This window comes from Geodermatophilus sp. SYSU D00815 (assembly GCF_054050035.1).
In genome coordinates this window covers 25,694-42,141 of record NZ_JBJGYO010000023.1, presented here as the reverse complement: position 1 = coordinate 42,141, position 16,448 = coordinate 25,694, and the positions used below count along the sequence as shown (strand labels likewise).

Genomic DNA, 16,448 nt, shown 5'->3' with positions numbered 1-16,448 from the left:
GAGGGGCTTCCGGTACCGGAAGCCCGGAGGGTGGGCGGGCTTCCGGTACCGGAAGCCCGCGCCGTGCTCCTTCGGGCTGCGACGGGATCGGCTGCGAGCGGGCGGATCAGGGAGTCGGCGCGCCGGGGGCGGCCGGTTCCACGGCTCCGTGGCCGGCCGAGCCCTGCGGCGGGAGGTGCTCGGTCACCTGCTCGGCGACGTCCGCGGCCTGCTCGGGGAGCCGGTGGGCGCCCCGCTCGGTCGGCTCCTCGTCGACCGGCGCCGGCCGGGGCGGCGCCTCGGGGACGGCTGCCGGAGGCCGGGGGGCGGGGGCGGGCGCCGGCGGCTCCTCCGGCTCGGGCGCCGCGTGGCGTCCTCCGCCGGTCGGCGTGACCGGCGCGGCGGGAGCGGGCACGTCGTCCGCCTCGGGTGCGGCGTGGCGGCCCCCGGTCCCGACGACGGGTTCCGGCTCCTCCGGTTCCTCCGCGACGACGGGCTGCGGCTCCTCCGGCACCTCCTCCACGACGGTCCGCCCCTCCCCGGCGGGACCCTCGTCGGCCGGGGGTGCCGCGTGCCGGCCGTAGGCAGCGGGGTCGACCGGGACGTCGGCGTCGGTGGGCTCGACGGCCGAGGCGCCGAGCACCCCCGTGGGCGGGGGGGCCACGACCTGCGGGACCGGAACCGCCACCGGCGGCGGAGGAGTGCTCGCGGGGCCGGGCCGGGCCAGGTCCACCGCCTCGGGCGGCGGGGACGCGGGCACGGAGAGGGCGGGGGGCAGGAGATCCTGCGGTGCGGCCGACCGTCGAGCCGAGCTCGCGGGCGTCGTGGTCCCCGGAGCGGGCTCCTCCGCGGGCACGGCCGCCGGGCTCGCGACGAACCCGCTGGCGCTGCTGGTGACGCGGTCGAGGAGCCGGGCCAGGCCGATCCCGCTCGCGGGGTCGTCGGTGGCCGGCAGGTCACCGGGCGCGGCCACCGGCGGGCGCACCGGGTCCGCCGCGGCGTCCTCGGTCGTCTCCGGGACGGCGTCCGGTCCGCTCAGCAGGGTGGCGCTGAGCGCGGCGACCGCGAGACCGCCCCCGGCGGTGAGCAGAGCCGGCCGGGCCGCCCTGGCCGGCGGCCAGACCCGATGTCGTCCGGTCTCCGTGGTCGCCCGGTGTTCCCCCTCGTACCGCCCCATCCCCGCTCCCGTACCGCTGCGCGCTCGCTACGCCGTGTGACGGCGCGGGCATGCCCCGGACGGGCCGTTCCGGAACACCGGCAGCTCGCCGGGCGTGTCGGTGCGGCCGGCGCGCCGGGTCGCGCAGGGGCTACCAGTAGCCCTTCGTGCCGTCGAGCTGCTCGCGCAGCAGGTCCAGGTGCCCCACGTGCCGGCCGGTCTCCTCGAGCATGTGGTGCAGGATCCAGCGCAGCGTCTCCCCGCCGTACCGGCCGTGCGCCGCCACGTCGTCGAACGAGGCCCCGGCCACGATCTCGTCCGACCGGGCGCACTGCCGCTCGTACTCGCCGAGCAGCTCCGCGAGCGGGATCCCGGCCACCTGCCAGTCGGCGTCGGCGACGTCGCCGAACTGCGGGTTCGCGTCCTCCGGACCGCCGGCGAAGATCACGTCGAACCAGCAGTGCTCGGTCCACCGCAGGTGCGCGACCACCCCGGCCACGGTGGTCAGCGGCGACGTCGGCAGCAGCGCGCGGTGCGCGTCGTCGTCGGCCAGGCCCTCGCACTTGTAGTGCACGATCGCCCGCTGCAGGCCCAGCCAGCCGAGCAGCTGGGTGCGCTCGTCGGCCACCGCGGGAGGTCGGCTGCGGCTCGGCGTCATGCGCGCGCACGCTAGCGGCCGGCGCGCCGCGACGCCCCTGCTTTGGGGGCGTCGGACCGCTACCGGTCCGCACCCCCCGGGTCTACCTTCGACCGCCATCCGGAAAGCCCCGGTACCGGTGAGGGGGCGGCATGGACGAGGCCGGGGTGCGCGCCACCCTGCAGCACTACATCGACTGCAGCGCCGACGGCGACGAGGAACGGGCGCACGAGATCTACGTCGCCGACGCCGTGCTGGAGTTCCCGCAGTCCGGCGAGCGGTTCGAGGGCGTCCCGAACTTCCTCGAGTGGAGGCGCGCGTACCCGGCGGAGAGCGTCGACATCGTCCCGCGCCGGGTCCGCGGCCGCGACGACGTCTGGGCCGCCGAGCTCGGGGTCCGCTACGACGACGGCCCGTGGGACTTCGGCGTCGACATCCTCGAGTTCACCGGCGGCAAGGTGTCCCGCGAGTCCATCTACTGGGCCCAGGCGTGGGAGCCCCCCGCGTGGCGGGCGCCCTGGCGCGCCACCGACAGCACCGCCGTGCCCACGACGCCCCCCGCCGGTGACCTCGACGCCGACACCGTGCGGGCGACGATGCGGCGCTACTTCGACGCGGCCGACCCGGACACCGCGCACGAGATCTACGCCCCGGACGCCGTGCTGGAGTTCCCGCAGTCGGGGGAGCGGTTCGTCGGCGTCGAGAACTTCCGCGCGTGGCGACGGCAGTACCCCGCCCGGGTCGACTTCACCATCGACCGCGTCCGGGGCGGTGGCGCGACCTGGTTCGTCGAGCTGCAGCTGCGCTACGACGAAGGCCCGTGGCTGTTCGGCGTCGACCTCGCGGAGTTCCGCGACGGGCTGGTCAGCCGCGAGACCGCGTACTCGATGGACCCCTGGGACGCGCCCGACTGGCGCGCCCGGTGGCGGGCGGACGCCGGCCCGCAGGCCGTCACGCCGCCGCGCTCGCGGCCGGCGGGTTGACGACCAGCCGCAGCCCGGTGCACCGGCCGCCGTTGCACGGGCCCATGTCGGCGGCGCAGGCCGAGACGCCCACGACCAGGTCGGTGAGGGCGCGGAGCTCGACGAAGTCGCCGGCCGTCGTCAGCGGTGCGGCGATCACCGGCCGCCCGTCCCCGCCCACGGCGGTGTTCATGAAGACGTTGAACGGGTCGGTGACGGCGGCGAACGGCACGCCGAACGGTGCCAGCGCCGAGGTCAGGTGCTCGCGGCAGCCGGTCTTTCCGGCCAGCCCGTGCACCTCCCGGTAGTACAGCTCGTTGCACGGCGGGTAGAGCAGGTCGTGCACGCCGAGCGGGTCGGTGACGATCTCGAGCAGCGGCCGGCCGAGGTCCGAGTGCAGCCGGGCGCCGGGCCCGCCCACCCGTGTCGACCCGTGCAGCATCCGGGTGAAGCCCTGCGACAGCCGCTCCCCGAGCCCGGGCCCGGTGAAGGCGACGAGGTCGGCGACCTGCTGACCCTCGACGTCCACCACCCGCAGCACGTCGTTCTCGGCGAGCCGCACGGCTCGCCCGGACACGGCGGGGACGTCGACGACCTGGTGCTCGCTCACGCGGCCGCACGCTACGGCCGGCGCGTTTCGCCTGCGTGAACCCGCTCAGCGCCCCTCGGGCGCCTCGTCCGGGCCGTCACCGCGGTCCGCCGGCTCCTGCGCGAAGGGGTGCACCCAGCGGGGGATCCCGCGCCTGGCGGGCCGGCGCCGGGCCGAGGGGAGGCAGACGACCGGAGGCCGCGTGCAGGCACGGACGTGCACCGGAGTCCTCCTTGACCGTCGTCCCGCGCCGCCTCCTGCGGCACCGGACGATGATGCGGGCCGGGCCCCCCGGCGCCGACGGACGACGCACCTCCACGATCTGACGAAGTGCCCGGGAGGCCTTCTCGCCGTTCTCGGGTTGAGTCCGGCGGCTCCCTGCCGAGTCGCTCGACTGGCGGTAACCGTGAGACCCCGGGTAGTGATGTGCCGGCCATCATGACAAGGTGGGGGCCGAGCCGGCATCACGGGGGAGAAGGCGAGAGGGTGATGTCGATCTACCAGCGGCTGGGCGAGGAGCAGGGCATCCGCGCTGCGGTCGACGACTTCTACGAGCGCGTCGTCGGTGATCCGCAGCTGTCGCACTACTTCGACGACGTCGACCTGCGCAAGCTGCGGGGCCACCAGACGGCGCTGCTCGTGCAGGTCACCGGCGGGCCGGCCGGCTACGCCGGGCGCGACCTCGCCGCCGCGCACGATCGCCTCGGCATCACACCCGGGGACTTCGACCGCGTGGTCGAGCACCTGGTGGCGACCCTGACCTCCCTCGGCGTCCCCGCCGAGGACATCGGTACCGTCGGAGAGGTCCTGGGAGCCCACCGGGACGAGATCGTCACCGCGCCCGCGCCGGCCTGAGCCCGGAGGATCCTCCGCGTGGACATCCCCGCGATGCGGGCCAACTTCGCCAAGGCCGCGGCCGCCGGCGACGAGGCCCCGCTGTACTTCTACTCCCACCTGTTCCTCAGCCACCCCGAGACACGGCGGCTGTTCCCCGTGTCGATGGCGCACCAGCGCGACCGGCTGTTCAAGGCCCTCGGCGACATCGTCCACTACGTCGACGACCTCGACACGCTGGTGCCCATCCTGCAGGCGCTCGGCCGGGACCACCGCAAGTTCGGCACCGTCGCCGAGCACTACCCGGCGGTCGGCGCCAGCCTGCTGGCCACGCTCGAGCACTTCGACGACCAGTGGAACGCCGACCTCGCCCAGGACTGGACGGCGGCCTACCAGCTGGTCGCCAAGGTCATGATCGAGGCGGCCGAGTCGGCCGCGGACCAGCCGGCCTGGTGGGACGCCGACGTGGTGGCGCACGAGCGCCGCACGTTCGACGTCGCCGTCCTCAGGATCAAGCCGCACGCCCCGTTCGGGTACAAGCCCGGCCAGTCGATCTCCCTGGAGACCGAGCTGCGGCCCAAGCTGTGGCGCTACTACTCGCCGGCCAACGCGCCGCGCCCCGACGGCGTCATGGAGCTGCACGTCAAGGCGCGCGACGGCGGGCCGGTCAGCTCGGCGCTGGTGCGCCAGGTGACCGTCGGCGACGTGCTCCGGCTGGGGCCGCCGCTGGGGCACCTCGGCCTGGACACCGCCTCCGACCGCGACCTGCTGCTGGTCGCCGGCGGCATGGGGCTGGCGCCGCTCAAGGCGCTCGTCGACCAGGTGGCCCGCTTCGGCCCGAAGCGCCGCGTCGACCTGTACGTCGGGGCGCGGGTCGAGGACCAGCTCTACGACCGGCCCGACCTGGACCGGCTGGCCACCGAGAACGGGTGGCTGACGGTGCACTACGCGGTGTCCGACGACAAGGAGTCGGCGCTGGAGCACGGCGACGTCGGTGACGTCGTGGCGCGGCACGGGCCCTGGCGCAGCCGCGACGTGTACATCGCCGGGCCGGGTGTCATGGTGGAGGACACGCAGGCGAGACTCCTGGCGGACGGCGTGCCGCCGGAGCGGATCCAGTCGGAGGTCTTCGCGCCCAGCCGGCAGAGCCCGAACGTCGACGGAGAGGTGACCGAATGACCAGCGACGCCCACGGGGCCGAGGACCGGGGGAGAAGGATCACCCCGGCCGACGTGCAGAGCGTCCGGTTCAACCGCGGCACGATGCTGCACCCGGGCTACAACGAGGAGGAGGTCGACCGCTTCCTCAACCGGACGGCGCAGGAGCTGGCCCGCCTCTACGCCGAGAAGGCGGAGCTGCGCGACCAGGTGCACGCCCTGCAGCAGCAGGTCGAGGACGCCTCGGTGCCGGTCCCGCCCAGCGACCAGGCGGTGCGGCTGCTGGCCACCGCGCAGCAGACCGCCGACGCCTACGTCGCCGAGGCCGAGGACTTCAGCCGGCAGATGACCGCCGACGCCCGGGCCCGCTACGAGGAGCAGCTCAAGCACGCCCGGGAGACGGCCGGCGGGATCATCCAGGCCGCGCACGAGGCGGCCGCCCGGATGGTCGGCGGCGAGCCCGCCGGCGCCACCGAGGTCGCCGCGCCGCGCACCGCCACCACCGAGGAGCTCGAGGAGCAGGTCGCCTACCTCAAGGCGTTCGCCCAGGCCTGCCGCACCCAGCTGCGCGCGTACCTCGAGGCCCTGCTCACCGACGTCGAGACCGAGTGGGGCCGGGCCGAGCCCTCCGCCCTGCCGAAGCCGCCGCTGCGCACCCCCGCCCAGCGCACCGCCCCGGTCGCCGAGTCGGCGCGGCGGGCGCCGGGCAACGTCGCCCGCGAGATGCCGCTGTCCGACAGCACCTCCGAGCACCCGGTCGTGACCGCCGACGGCACCGTCGAGGTGGTCGAGCACCGCGGCTGAGCGCCGCCGGGCACGACGGCGACCGGGCCCCGGCGCGCGGTTCTCCAGGGACGGCGGGCCGGGGTCAGGTCTCCGACTGGTCGAGGCACATGACGTTGCCCTCGCTGTCGCGGAACCAGGCCGCGCGGCCCACGCCGGGCAGCGCGGCGATCTCGCCGTCCCAGGAGACGCCAGGCATGTCGGCGTAGACCTCGAAGGCGACGCCCTTCGCCTTGAGGTCGTGCACCTCCGACTCGATGTCGGCCACGTGCCACTGGGCGATGGTGTGGCCCGCCTGCCCGGCGTAGGCGGTCTCGTAGAGGTTGAACCGCGTGCCGGCCGCGGTCTCGTAGGCCAGGGAGACCCCGTCCATCTCGCGGACGGGCGTCAGGCCCAGCTTGTCGGCGTAGAAGTCCTTGGCCCGCTGCAGGTCGGCGGCGGGGATGTTGGCCTCGACCCTGCTGTCGTTCAGCATCGCTGCCTCCGGGGATGGGTGCCGATCGCGTCGTCCCCCGCACCGATGCGGCCGCCGAAGCTAGTCCCGCGGCACCGCAGGGACAACGGGGACGGGAACGTCCGCCAGGATGGGCACGACATCCGTCGTCCGACCCCTGGAGAAGTCCCATGACCGTCCCCGCCGGAGGGCAGCCGTCGGCCGCCATGGTGGTGCCGAAGTTCTTCGTCGCGCAGCGGATCACCGTGATGGTCAACCGCTACGAGATCCGTGCGGCCAACCCCGACGGCAGCGAGGGGCAGCTCCTGGCGTTCGCCGAGCAGCGGCGGATGAAGCTCAAGGAGGAGGTGAACTTCTACACCGACGAGTCGAAGACCCGGCGGGTGTTCTCGTTCAAGGCCCGCCAGCGCCTCGACGTGCACGCCGAGCACGACGTGCTGGACGAGAACGGCGTGCCCCTCGGCAGCTTCAGCAAGCAGTTCGGCGCCAGCCTGCTGCGCTCCACCTGGAACCTCTCCGCCCCGGGCCTGACCGCCGTCGGCCGCGAGCGGCGGCCGGTCATCGCGATCCTGCGCCGCATCTGGGAGTTCATCCCCTACCTCGGCGACATCTGGGTGCCCTTCGTCTTCCACTTCGACTTCGTCGACACCGCCACCGGCCAGCCGGTGCTGGTCAGCGAGCGGCGCAAGGCCATCCGCGACCGGTACACCGTGACGGTGCCCGACCCGCGGCTGGACTTCCGCGTCGCCGCCGCGATGGCCGTCGCCCTGGACGCCCTGCAGAGCCGCTGAGGGAGGCCCGGGACCGGCCGGACGGGGAGCCGCCGGTCCCGGATCCGCCGGTATCGGAACCGGATGGTTGCGACCCCCAACTTTCGGGGCGACCTCCCCCCTGTTGACGGCTGTGCCGGCCCGTGCGCGGCGCGGACCCTCCTTGCCATCGCCGAACGGGGCAAGCAGAGAGGGAGTCCGCGATGGCTCCGACCGCACGACCGTCGTCCGCCTCCGCCGTGATCCACGAGCGCGAGGAACCCCCGAGCCCGCGCGAGGTGTCCCGGCGCATGTTCCTGCGCCTCGGCGCCGGCTTCGCCGGCGCGGTCGGCCTCTCGGCAGCGGGCGCCGTCCTCGGGCCGTCGCTGTCCCAGCGGGGGCTCCTGTCCGCCGACGGGCTCTTCGGCGCGGCCTCCATCGCCGTGGCCGACTCGATCTACACCGAGGTGTGGCCGACCAGCCCGCTGGTCCTGAGCCCGTTCACCGACGAGCTGCCCATCCCCAAGGCGCTCGCGCCCGTCTCGGACCCCGGCAGCCTGCCCGGCGGCGCGCCGGGTCCCGGGCCGGGCCAGCAGAGCTCGCTGAACAACGAGCGGCACCAGCTCTGGCCGACCGATCGCCGGGTCGGCTACCCGGACCCGATCGTCTACCGGATCCAGCTGCAGACCCGGGCGCACTCCTTCACGACGTCGAAGGTGCGGCCCGTCAAGGCCGACGGGACGTTCACCAACGCCTTCGACACCTCCGGACGACCGGTGACCGTCGGCGCGGCCGGCATCGCGCTGCCTCCCAGCACGATCTACGGGTTCAACGGCACGTTCCCCGGCCCCATGATCAACGCCGAGTACGGCAGGCCGGTGCTCGTGCGGTTCGCGAACGACCTCGAGGACAACCCGCTCGGCCTCGACCGGGGAGACTTCGGCACCCACGACCTGTCGTTCCTCACTCACCTGCACAACGCCCACACGGCGCCGGAGAGCGACGGCAACCCGCACTACTCGATGCGCAACGGCCCGAAGTACGAGGGCTACCGGCCGGGTGAGTGGTGCGACAACCTCTACCTCAACTGGCCGGCCGGTGGCGACGACCGCGAGAAGCAGAGCTTCTTCTGGTTCCACGACCACCGGATGGACCAGACGGGGTCCAACGTCTACAAGGGCATGGTCGGGCTCTACCCGATCTACGACCCGGTGCTCGACCCGGGTGACGAGACCAGGGGCCTGCGCCTGCCGGGGAAGCGGACCGACCGGCCGGACGGGGCGTTCGACGTCCAGTACGACATCCCGCTGGCCCTCTACGACTGCCGTCTCGACGACGGCGTCACCACGCACCACGACATCCACGACGCGGAGTTCCCGGAGTCCGGCAACAGGGCGCACCCGGAGTGGTGGGGCACGACGTTCTTCAAGCACTTCCCGAACCACGGCTTCGTCGGCGACGTCTTCACCGTCAACGGCGTCGCCTACCCGACGCTGCGCGTCAAGCGGCGCAAGTACCGGCTGCGCTTCCTCGACGCGTCGATCGCGCGCGTCTACGAGCTGCAGCTGATGACCTCCACCAAGGGCCCGGTGGCCGCGCGCGACCTCGGGCTGAAGGACGCCGACCTGCAGGGCCAGTACCGCATCCCCGACGGGCAGCAGTGCATGAAGTGGCTGCAGATCGCCTCCGACGGCGGCCTGGTGCCGTTCGCGTTCACCCGCGACTCGTTCGAGCTCTGGCCGGCGAAGCGGCGCGAGATGGTCGTGGACTTCTCCCGGTACATGGACGGCTCGCCGACCAGCGACGGCGACGTCATCTACCTGACGAACGTGATGAAGATGCCCGACGGCCGCATGTGGTCGAACTCGTCGCGGTTCTCGCCGGACAGGGAGTACAAGGTGCCGATCATGAAGATCGTCATCGAGGGACCCGAGATGGTCGAGGACAACAGCGTCGTCTCCGACGGCAGGGCGCTGCGCGCGCTTCCGCCCCTGCCGAGCAACTGGCAGAGCATGCTCGACAACCGGATGATCTTCGAGCTCCAGCGCGGCAGCGCGGGCGGGGAGGCCGAGTGGCTGATCAACGGTGAGGCATTCGACCCGTCGAAACCCGCGGCCAGCCTGAAGAACCGGGCCGGGAAGACGCCGCTGGCGCAGCAGAAGGTCGGCAGCTTCAACCTCTGGGAGATCCGCAACGGGGGCGGCGGCTGGGTCCACCCCATGCACCTGCACATGGAGGAGCACCGCGTCGTCATGCGGAACAACCGCGACGTGACCGCGCGCAACGGCAGCCCCGGGCACCCCGACGACTACTCGCGCGAGGACCTCGTCGCCCTCGATCCCAGCGAGTCGGTGATCATCTACCGCGGGTTCCGCGACTTCACCGGGCAGTACGTCGCCCACTGCCACAACCTCGCGCACGAGGACCACGCCATGATGTTCGGCTGGGAGATCACGCCGTGACCACCGTGGCCGTCCGCCGGTCGCCGGGCCGGCAGCGCCTCCGGGCGGTCCTGGGCCCGGCGCCGTTCCCCTGGGGAGTCGTCACCGTCCTCGCGGTGCTCCTCGCGGCCGCCGACGGTTTCGTCCTCGTCGCCGTCCAGGGCGCGGTCGGGGCGATCGAGCGCAGCCAGGGCCCGTTCGTCAGCTGGCTGGAGTTCTCGGCGCTCAGCCTCCCGGTCTTCTACGCGGCGGTGCTGGGGGCGCTGCTGTTCGCCCGTCGGCGCATGGGTGCGGACCTGCGCTCGGCGCGGAAGGTCGTGGCCGGTGCCCTGCTCGTCGCGGCGGCGGCCACCGTGGTGGGGACCGCGGAGCTCGGGCTCAGCGCGGCGGCGGACTACCGCCTGCAGGCGGCGCTGCTGCAGGTGCAGCACGCCGACCACGCCACGGAGGACGGCGGACCCGGGCGGCACCTCGACCCGGCCTCGGCCACGCGGGCGAGCCTGGAGACCGACCTCCTCGGGGTCCGCTACGGCGCCGGGATCGACCTGGCCGCGAACGTCGTCCTGGTCGGGTGGCTGGTCGCGTTGCGGGGCGGCACGCTCGACGCCGCACCCCGACGGCGGCGCGCTGACCGCGCCCCGGACGCGCTGGGCAGCCGCTGACCGGCAGTTCCACCCCGGCGCCCAGCCGGTGCACGGGCAGCGGGCGCACGGTTTCGGCATGACGACGACCTCCGCCCCGACCCTGCGGACCCCGACCTCGAGCCCGGCGCGCCGCGCGTGCTCGTGGTCGACGACGAGCCGGTGATCCGCGGGCTGCTGGCCGGTACGACGCCGCCCGCCTGCTCGGCCGGGGTAAGGGCGGGAAGCCTCGGGGCGCCGGCGCGGTTGCCCTGAGCGCACCCCTCGTGAAAGGCACCCCATGCGCATCCCGCTGTCCGTCCTCGACCTCGCTCCGATCTCCCGGGGCGGCACCGTGAGCGAGAGCATCGCCGCCAGCGTCGCGCTGGCGCAGCGTGCGGAGGAGACCGGCTGGTCGCGGGTCTGGTACGCCGAGCACCACAACATGCCGAGCATCGCCTCGTCGGCCACCAGCGTGCTGATCGCGCACGTCGGGGCGCAGACCCGCACCATCCGGCTCGGCGCCGGCGGCGTCATGCTGCCCAACCACGCCCCGCTGACCATCGCCGAGCAGTTCGGCACGCTCGAGGCCATGTACCCGGGGCGGATCGACCTCGGGCTCGGCCGCGCGCCCGGGTCGGACCAGAACACCATGTACGCGCTGCGCCGGGACGAGCGCTCGGCCGACCGCTTCCCCCAGGACGTGCTCGAGCTGCAGGCCTACCTGGCCGGCGAGTCCCGCGTCCCCGGCGTCGACGCGATCCCCGGCAAGGGGTCGGACGTGCCGCTCTACGTCCTCGGCTCGTCCATGTTCGGCGCCACCCTCGCCGCGGCGCTGGGGCTGCCCTACGCCTTCGCGTCGCACTTCGCGCCGCAGATGCTGGAGCCCGCGGTGGCCGCCTACCGCCAGGAGTTCCGCCCGTCGGCGCAGCTCGACCGGCCGTACGTGATCGCCGGCGTCAACGTCCTGGCCGCCGACTCCCGCGAGGACGCCCAGCGGCAGCTGGACGAGACCCGCCGGATCCGCGCCGTCGGCCTGTTCGGCCGGCGCGACCGCACCTACTCCGACGAGGAGGCCGACCTGCTCCTGGAGTCGCCGGCCGGGCGGCACGTGGAGCAGATGCTCACGTACAGCGCCGTCGGCACCCGCGACGAGGTCCGCGACTTCCTCGAGGGGTTCGCCAAGCAGGCGGACGCCGACGAGCTGATCGTCGCCCACCAGTCGCCGACCACCGAGCAGCGGCTGCGGTCGGTCACCCTCACCGCCGAGGCGATGGACCTGGCCTGACCGGGGCAGGATGCGCGGCGTGACCCCCGCCGACGACACCCCCTCGGACGACGTCCCCCCGCTGCCCACCGCCGAGCTGCACGTGCACCTCGAGGGCACCCTCGAGCCGGGCCTCGCCCTCGAGCTGGCCGCCCGCAACCGGACGCCGCTGCGCTTCCCCGACCTCGACGAGCTGCGCCGGGCGTACGCGTTCTCGGACCTGCAGTCGTTCCTCGACCTGTACTACGAGCTCGCCGGCGTGCTGCGGACCGCGCGGGACTTCACCGACCTGGCCGAGGCCTACCTGGCCCGGGCGGCGGGGCAGGGCGTGCGGCACGCCGAGGTGTTCGTGGACCCGCAGGTCCACCTGGCCCGCGGGGTGCCGCTGGAGGTGGTGCTCGACGGGGTGGGCGAGGCGTTCGCCGCCGCCGAGCAGCGGCACGGCCTGACGGCCCGGCTGATCGCGTGCTTCCTCCGCGACCGCGATCCGGCCGAGGCCGAGCAGCTGCTGCCCCGGTTGCTGCCCTACCGCGACCTCGTCATCGGCGTCGGCCTCGACAGCGCCGAGGCCGGCCGCCCGCCCGAGCTCTTCGAGCGGGTGTTCGCCCGGGCCGCCGACGAGGGGCTGCACCGGGTGGCGCACGCCGGCGAGGAGGGCCCGCCCGCGTACGTGGCGGCGGCCCTCGACCGCCTCGGCGTCGAGCGCGTCGACCACGGCATCCGCAGCCTGGAGGACCCCGACCTGGTGGCCCGCCTGCGCGAGGAGCAGGTGCCCCTGACCGTGTGCCCGCTGTCGAACGTGGCGCTGCGCTGCGTGGACCGGCTGGCCGACCACCCGCTGCGCGCCATGCTCGACGCCGGCCTGGTCGCCACCGTCAACTCCGACGACCCGGCCTACTTCGGCGGGTACCTCCACGACAACGTCGCGGCGGTGACCCGCGCCCTCGGCCTGACGCCGGCGCAGCGCCGGCGGCTGGCCGAGAACAGCTTCCACGCCAGCTTCCTGCCGGACGCGGACAAGCAGCGGCACCTGGCGGCGGTGGCCGCCGCCCGTCAGGACTGACGGACGGCGACCTCCGCACCGGCCGGGCCGCGGACGGCGGCCGTGTACTCGAACCAGGGCCGCCCGAGGCCGTCGCTGACCGGCACCGGGCCGGAGAGCACCAGGCTGTCCCAGTCGGCGTCCCCGCCGCCCACGGCGGCCACGCGGTGCCGCAGCTCCGAGCGCAGCCCGCGGGCCGCGCTGCGCACGTCGTGGTACGGCAGGACGACGGTGGCGAGGTAGGTCACCTCGCTGTGCTCAGCGGTCGCCGCCCGCACGCTGCACCCCCTCGAAGGTCAGGCTCAGGGTGCTGGCCTGGCCCTGGTACGCCGAGCCGTTCGCCGACTCCGGCAGGCTGGCGGTGAGCAGCAGGTGGTCGGTGCCGCCGGGCGCGAGGCTCGCCGCCCCGGTCAGGTCCTCGGTGACCACCACGGGGCCCGAGTACACCGTGCTGCGCGTGCCGGGGCAGGAGAACGCGCCCTTCCCGCCGCTCCACGGCTGCGTGCAGGACTGCACCCGCAGCTGGAGGCCGTGCGTCGCGTCCCTGTCCAGGATGCTCGACGACGTCGCGGTCATGCGCATGGTGACCGAGCCGAACGCCGTCGTCCCGTCGTTGACCAGGTCGAGGACCTCGCTGATCGAGTCGCCGGCCATGAGCGCGCCGCCCGCGAACGGCTGGGTCGCCGCCACGCCACCGCTGGTGAGCGACAGCGACAGCACGCCGGTGTCGACCTGCGTGCCGACCGGGCTCGTGCTGTCGGTGAAGGTGCTGTAGGTGCCGAGGCCGGCCACCGCGGCGGCCACGCCGAGGACGGCGACCGAGCCGGCCACCCTCTTCGTCGTGCGCGCCCGGCCGGGAGTGAGGACCCGCATGCCGAGATCTCCTTCTCGTTCCGCTCCGCCCGGGCGTTCGCCGGCCGGCAGAACGGACTCTGCGCGGCGTCCCGCACCGGGCCCGCGAGGAAGGCGCAAGAGATCCGCAAGACCGACGATCAGGTCCCGCGGTGCTCGGCCAGCAGCCGCTTCGGGGCGCGGCAGGCCCAGGCCTCGCCGACCAGCTCGGTCAGCGCCTCACCGGTGAGCGCGTCCAGCCGGCAGAGCACGGCCGCGTAGCCGTCGAAGTGGGCGGTGGTGAAGAAGACCTCGGGCTCGTCGGCGACCAGGGCGAACTTGGCGCCCTCGTCGGGCACCGAGGCGGCCAGCACGGGACCGTCCGGGGCGGCCTCGCCGAGCTCCTCGAGGTCGCGCCGGCGCAGCGGCCGCTCCCACGCGAAGGACTTGTCCCGCACCCGCCACTGCCGGTGGCCCTCGCGCGACACGACCTCCTCTGTGCCCGGCAGCGCGAGGCACGCCCGGCTCACGTCGTCCCAGCTCGCCATCTCGTCCCTCCTGGTCGGGGTCGGATCGTCGCACCGATGCCACCCGAAGGGGGTGTCCGGCTGCAGCCCGGGAGGAGAACGGCCGATGCCCTTCGCATGGTCCTGATGCGGATCGGCGTCGAGCGGCGCCCGTACGACCGGCGCAGCGCCGACCGGCCGCTGGCCGCCGTGCGCGCGATCGCCGCCACGTTCGGCGGGACCTACCTGCTCTCGCTGCTGGCCACCGGTCTCGGGGCGACGGGCGTCTGGGGGGTGCTCGCCGGCGGCGGGCACGTGCTGTTCCTCGTCGGCCTCGTCGTCGTCCTCGTCCTGCGGTCGCGCGTCGCCGCCGAGGACCGCGCGGCGTGGCGGTTCCTCGCCGCCGGCGCCGGCTCCTACCTGGCCGGCGCGGTCGTGCACCAGCTGCTCTACCGCGACGCCGCCGTCGTGCCCCGGCCCTCGTGGGCCGACCTCGGCTTCGTCGGCTTCTACCCGCTCACCTACGTCGCGCTGTTCCTCATGCTGCGCTCGCGCGTGCGCCGGCTGACCCCGAGCATGCTGCTCGACGGCGTGGTCACCGGCCTCACCGTCGCCGCCTTCGCCGCCACCCTCGCGCTCGGCGCGGCGCTGCGGCTGACCGGCGGCAGTGTCGCCGTGGTCCTCGCCGGCGCCGCCTACCCCATCGCCGACCTGCTGCTGCTCGTGCTCGTCGCCGCCGCGCTGGTGGTCATCGGGCGCGGGGCCGGCGGCTGCTGGTGGTGGCTGGCCGGGGGCGTGGCCGTCTTCGCGGTCACCGACACCCTCTTCCTCTACGGGCTCGTCCACGGCGGCTACGAGTCCGGCTCCCTCGACGCCGGCTACGGGCTGGCGCTGGGGTGCCTCGGCGTCGCCGCCTGCCTGCCGCGGGCCCAGGCCGAGCCGTACCGGCCGGAGGGCGCCACCGCTCTCGTGGTGCCGGCGGCGTGCGCCATCGCCGCCCTCGGCCTGCTCTTCCACGGCTACCAGGACGGCGGCGACCCCCTGGCCGGAGTGCTGGCGCTCGGCGCCGTGCTGGCCGCCCTCGCCCGGACCGCCCTGACCTTCCGCGACGTGCGGGCCCTCGCCGACAGCCGGCGGCAGGCGCGCACCGACGAGCTCACCGGCCTGGCGAACCGGCGCACCGTGTACGAGGCGCTGCGGGAGGCCGACCAGCGGCTCGCCGCCGGCGGGCAGATGGCGGTCGTCGTCATCGACCTCGACCGGTTCAAGGAGATCAACGACTCCCTCGGGCACGCGGCGGGCGACGCCCTGCTGCGCCAGGTCGGGCCGCGGCTGGCCGAGCACCTGCGCTCCGGCGACCTGCTCGCCCGCCTGGGCGGCGACGAGTTCGTCGTCCTGGCCGAGGACCTCGACGGCGACGGCGCGCTGGCCCTGGCCGCGCGGCTGCGCTCCGAGCTGCAGCGCCCGTTCCGCTTCGGCGGCATGGGCCTGACCGTCGACGCCAGCTTCGGCATCGCCGTCGGCCCCGGGCACGCCCGCTCGGCCGAGGAGCTGCTGCAGCTGGCGGACCTGGCCATGTACGCGGCCAAGGGCAGCCGCACCGGCGCCGCGGTGTACGACGAGGCGCGCGACGGGTCGGGCCGGCACCGCCTGGAGGACGTCGCCATGCTGCGCCGCGGCATCGAGGAGGGGCAGCTCGTCCTGCACTACCAGCCCAAGCTCACGCTCTCGACCGGCGAGGTCGATGGGGTGGAGGCACTGGTGCGCTGGCAGCACCCGACGAAGGGCCTGGTCTACCCGGACCAGTTCATCGAGCTGGCCGAGTCGGCCGGTCTCATGGCGCAGCTGACCACCCGGGTCATCGACCTGGCGCTGGCGCAGTGCCGCCGGTGGGCCGACGCCGGGCGCTGGCTGACCGTCGCGGTCAACGTCAGCCCGTCGAACCTGGTCGACGAGCAGTTCCCGTCCGACGTCGCCCGGCTGCTGAGCGAGCACGGCGTGCCGTCGGGGGTGCTCGTGCTGGAGGTGACCGAGAGCCTGCTCATGGCCGACCGCGAGCGGGCCGCCGACGTGCTCGGCCGGCTGCAGGCCTACGGCGTGGGCGTGGCGATCGACGACTACGGCACCGGTTACTCCAGCCTCGAGTACCTGGCCACGCTGCCGGTGACCGAGCTGAAGCTCGACCGCGCCTTCGTCGGCGGCATGGCCGGCAGCCCGCGGGCCGAGGCCATCGTCACCTCGACGCTGCAGCTGGCCCACGCGCTCGGGCTGGTCTTCGTCGCCGAGGGCGTCGAGGACCAGGAGACGGTGGACGTGCTCACCTTCCTCGGCTGCGACGTCCTGCAGGGCTACCACCTGAGCCGGCCGCTGCCGCCCGAGGCGCTGTGGGCCTGGCTCGAGGAGCGCAGCCCCGCGGAGACCGCCGTCCCGTCGCGGTAGAC

Annotated in this window: 17 protein-coding genes; 10 read left to right on the top strand and 7 right to left on the bottom strand. The window is 74.4% G+C overall.

All coding sequences use genetic code 11. The features are described from left to right. Nucleotides 1–106: 106 nt before the first annotated feature. Both ACI78S_RS20115 and ACI78S_RS20110 read right to left on the bottom strand, forming a co-directional pair. Nucleotides 107–1,156: a hypothetical protein gene (locus ACI78S_RS20115; protein ID WP_456976636.1), complete on the bottom strand. Its 1,050-nt coding sequence runs from the start codon at nt 1,154–1,156 to the stop codon at nt 107–109. 130 nt (nt 1,157–1,286) lie between these two features. Then, a complete protein-coding gene (locus ACI78S_RS20110; RefSeq protein WP_456976634.1) occupies nt 1,287–1,793 on the bottom strand; it encodes a DinB family protein in 507 nt (168 codons plus the stop codon). Between the two features lie 131 nt (nt 1,794–1,924). Here ACI78S_RS20110 and ACI78S_RS20105 point away from each other — a divergent pair, with 131 nt between their 5' ends. Beyond that, nucleotides 1,925–2,755 carry a nuclear transport factor 2 family protein gene (locus ACI78S_RS20105; protein WP_456976632.1) on the top strand — a complete coding sequence of 277 codons (831 nt, stop codon included), beginning with the start codon at nt 1,925–1,927 and terminating at the stop codon, nt 2,753–2,755. Here the strand turns inward: ACI78S_RS20105 and ACI78S_RS20100 are convergent. Further along, nucleotides 2,724–3,344 carry a DUF1989 domain-containing protein gene (locus ACI78S_RS20100; RefSeq protein WP_456976630.1) on the bottom strand — a complete coding sequence of 207 codons (621 nt, stop codon included), beginning with the start codon at nt 3,342–3,344 and terminating at the stop codon, nt 2,724–2,726. The genes ACI78S_RS20105 and ACI78S_RS20100 overlap by 32 nt on opposite strands. 468 nt (nt 3,345–3,812) lie before the next feature. Here ACI78S_RS20100 and ACI78S_RS20095 point away from each other — a divergent pair, with 468 nt between their 5' ends. Genes ACI78S_RS20095 through ACI78S_RS20085 form a run of 3 tightly spaced genes read left to right on the top strand, consistent with a single transcriptional unit; the run spans nt 3,813 to nt 6,118 of the window. Further along, complete coding sequence (locus tag ACI78S_RS20095; RefSeq protein ID WP_456976628.1) at nt 3,813–4,178, top strand: group I truncated hemoglobin; 366 nt, start codon at nt 3,813–3,815, stop codon at nt 4,176–4,178. An 18-nt stretch (nt 4,179–4,196) separates the two neighbouring features. Next, the gene (locus tag ACI78S_RS20090) at nt 4,197–5,336 is read left to right on the top strand and encodes a globin domain-containing protein (RefSeq protein ID WP_456976626.1); all 1,140 of its coding nucleotides are present in this window, start codon (nt 4,197–4,199) and stop codon (nt 5,334–5,336) included. Further along, nucleotides 5,333–6,118, top strand: a complete 786-nt coding sequence (locus tag ACI78S_RS20085; protein WP_456976624.1) for a DivIVA domain-containing protein — start codon at nt 5,333–5,335, stop codon at nt 6,116–6,118. The genes ACI78S_RS20090 and ACI78S_RS20085 overlap by 4 nt, the downstream gene beginning before the upstream one ends. 64 nt (nt 6,119–6,182) lie before the next feature. On the opposite strand, the gene ACI78S_RS20080 is transcribed toward ACI78S_RS20085, so the two are convergent. Then, nucleotides 6,183–6,572, bottom strand: a complete 390-nt coding sequence (locus ACI78S_RS20080) for a VOC family protein (RefSeq protein WP_456976622.1) — start codon at nt 6,570–6,572, stop codon at nt 6,183–6,185. A 149-nt stretch (nt 6,573–6,721) separates the two neighbouring features. Between ACI78S_RS20080 and ACI78S_RS20075 the strand changes: the two genes are divergently transcribed. From ACI78S_RS20075 to ACI78S_RS20055, 5 genes are all read left to right on the top strand, one after another. Beyond that, complete coding sequence (locus ACI78S_RS20075; protein WP_456976620.1) at nt 6,722–7,342, top strand: hypothetical protein; 621 nt, start codon at nt 6,722–6,724, stop codon at nt 7,340–7,342. Nucleotides 7,343–7,524: 182 nt separating this feature from the next. Then, nucleotides 7,525–9,762 carry a multicopper oxidase family protein gene (locus ACI78S_RS20070; RefSeq protein WP_456976618.1) on the top strand — a complete coding sequence of 746 codons (2,238 nt, stop codon included), beginning with the start codon at nt 7,525–7,527 and terminating at the stop codon, nt 9,760–9,762. Continuing rightward, nucleotides 9,759–10,403, top strand: a complete 645-nt coding sequence (locus tag ACI78S_RS20065; protein ID WP_456976616.1) for a hypothetical protein — start codon at nt 9,759–9,761, stop codon at nt 10,401–10,403. The genes ACI78S_RS20070 and ACI78S_RS20065 overlap by 4 nt, the downstream gene beginning before the upstream one ends. Before the next feature lie 259 nt (nt 10,404–10,662). Continuing rightward, nucleotides 10,663–11,649, top strand: coding sequence for an LLM class flavin-dependent oxidoreductase (locus tag ACI78S_RS20060; protein ID WP_456976614.1), 987 nt, complete (start codon nt 10,663–10,665; stop codon nt 11,647–11,649). Nucleotides 11,650–11,668: 19 nt separating this feature from the next. Next, nucleotides 11,669–12,691, top strand: a complete 1,023-nt coding sequence (locus ACI78S_RS20055) for an adenosine deaminase (protein ID WP_456976612.1) — start codon at nt 11,669–11,671, stop codon at nt 12,689–12,691. Here ACI78S_RS20055 and ACI78S_RS20050 read toward each other — a convergent pair. The 3 genes from ACI78S_RS20050 to ACI78S_RS20040 form a co-directional block, all read right to left on the bottom strand. Next, the gene (locus ACI78S_RS20050; RefSeq protein ID WP_456976610.1) at nt 12,682–12,918 is read right to left on the bottom strand and encodes a hypothetical protein; all 237 of its coding nucleotides are present in this window, start codon (nt 12,916–12,918) and stop codon (nt 12,682–12,684) included. The genes ACI78S_RS20055 and ACI78S_RS20050 overlap by 10 nt on opposite strands. 10 nt (nt 12,919–12,928) lie before the next feature. Then, nucleotides 12,929–13,543, bottom strand: coding sequence for a hypothetical protein (locus ACI78S_RS20045; protein WP_456976608.1), 615 nt, complete (start codon nt 13,541–13,543; stop codon nt 12,929–12,931). A 119-nt stretch (nt 13,544–13,662) separates the two neighbouring features. Further along, entirely contained in the window at nt 13,663–14,049 is a 387-nt protein-coding gene (locus tag ACI78S_RS20040) for an MmcQ/YjbR family DNA-binding protein (protein ID WP_456976606.1), read from the bottom strand. A 96-nt stretch (nt 14,050–14,145) separates the two neighbouring features. Between ACI78S_RS20040 and ACI78S_RS20035 the strand changes: the two genes are divergently transcribed. Further along, nucleotides 14,146–16,446, top strand: coding sequence for a putative bifunctional diguanylate cyclase/phosphodiesterase (locus ACI78S_RS20035; protein ID WP_456976604.1), 2,301 nt, complete (start codon nt 14,146–14,148; stop codon nt 16,444–16,446). The last annotated feature ends 2 nt before the right edge of the window (nt 16,447–16,448 follow it).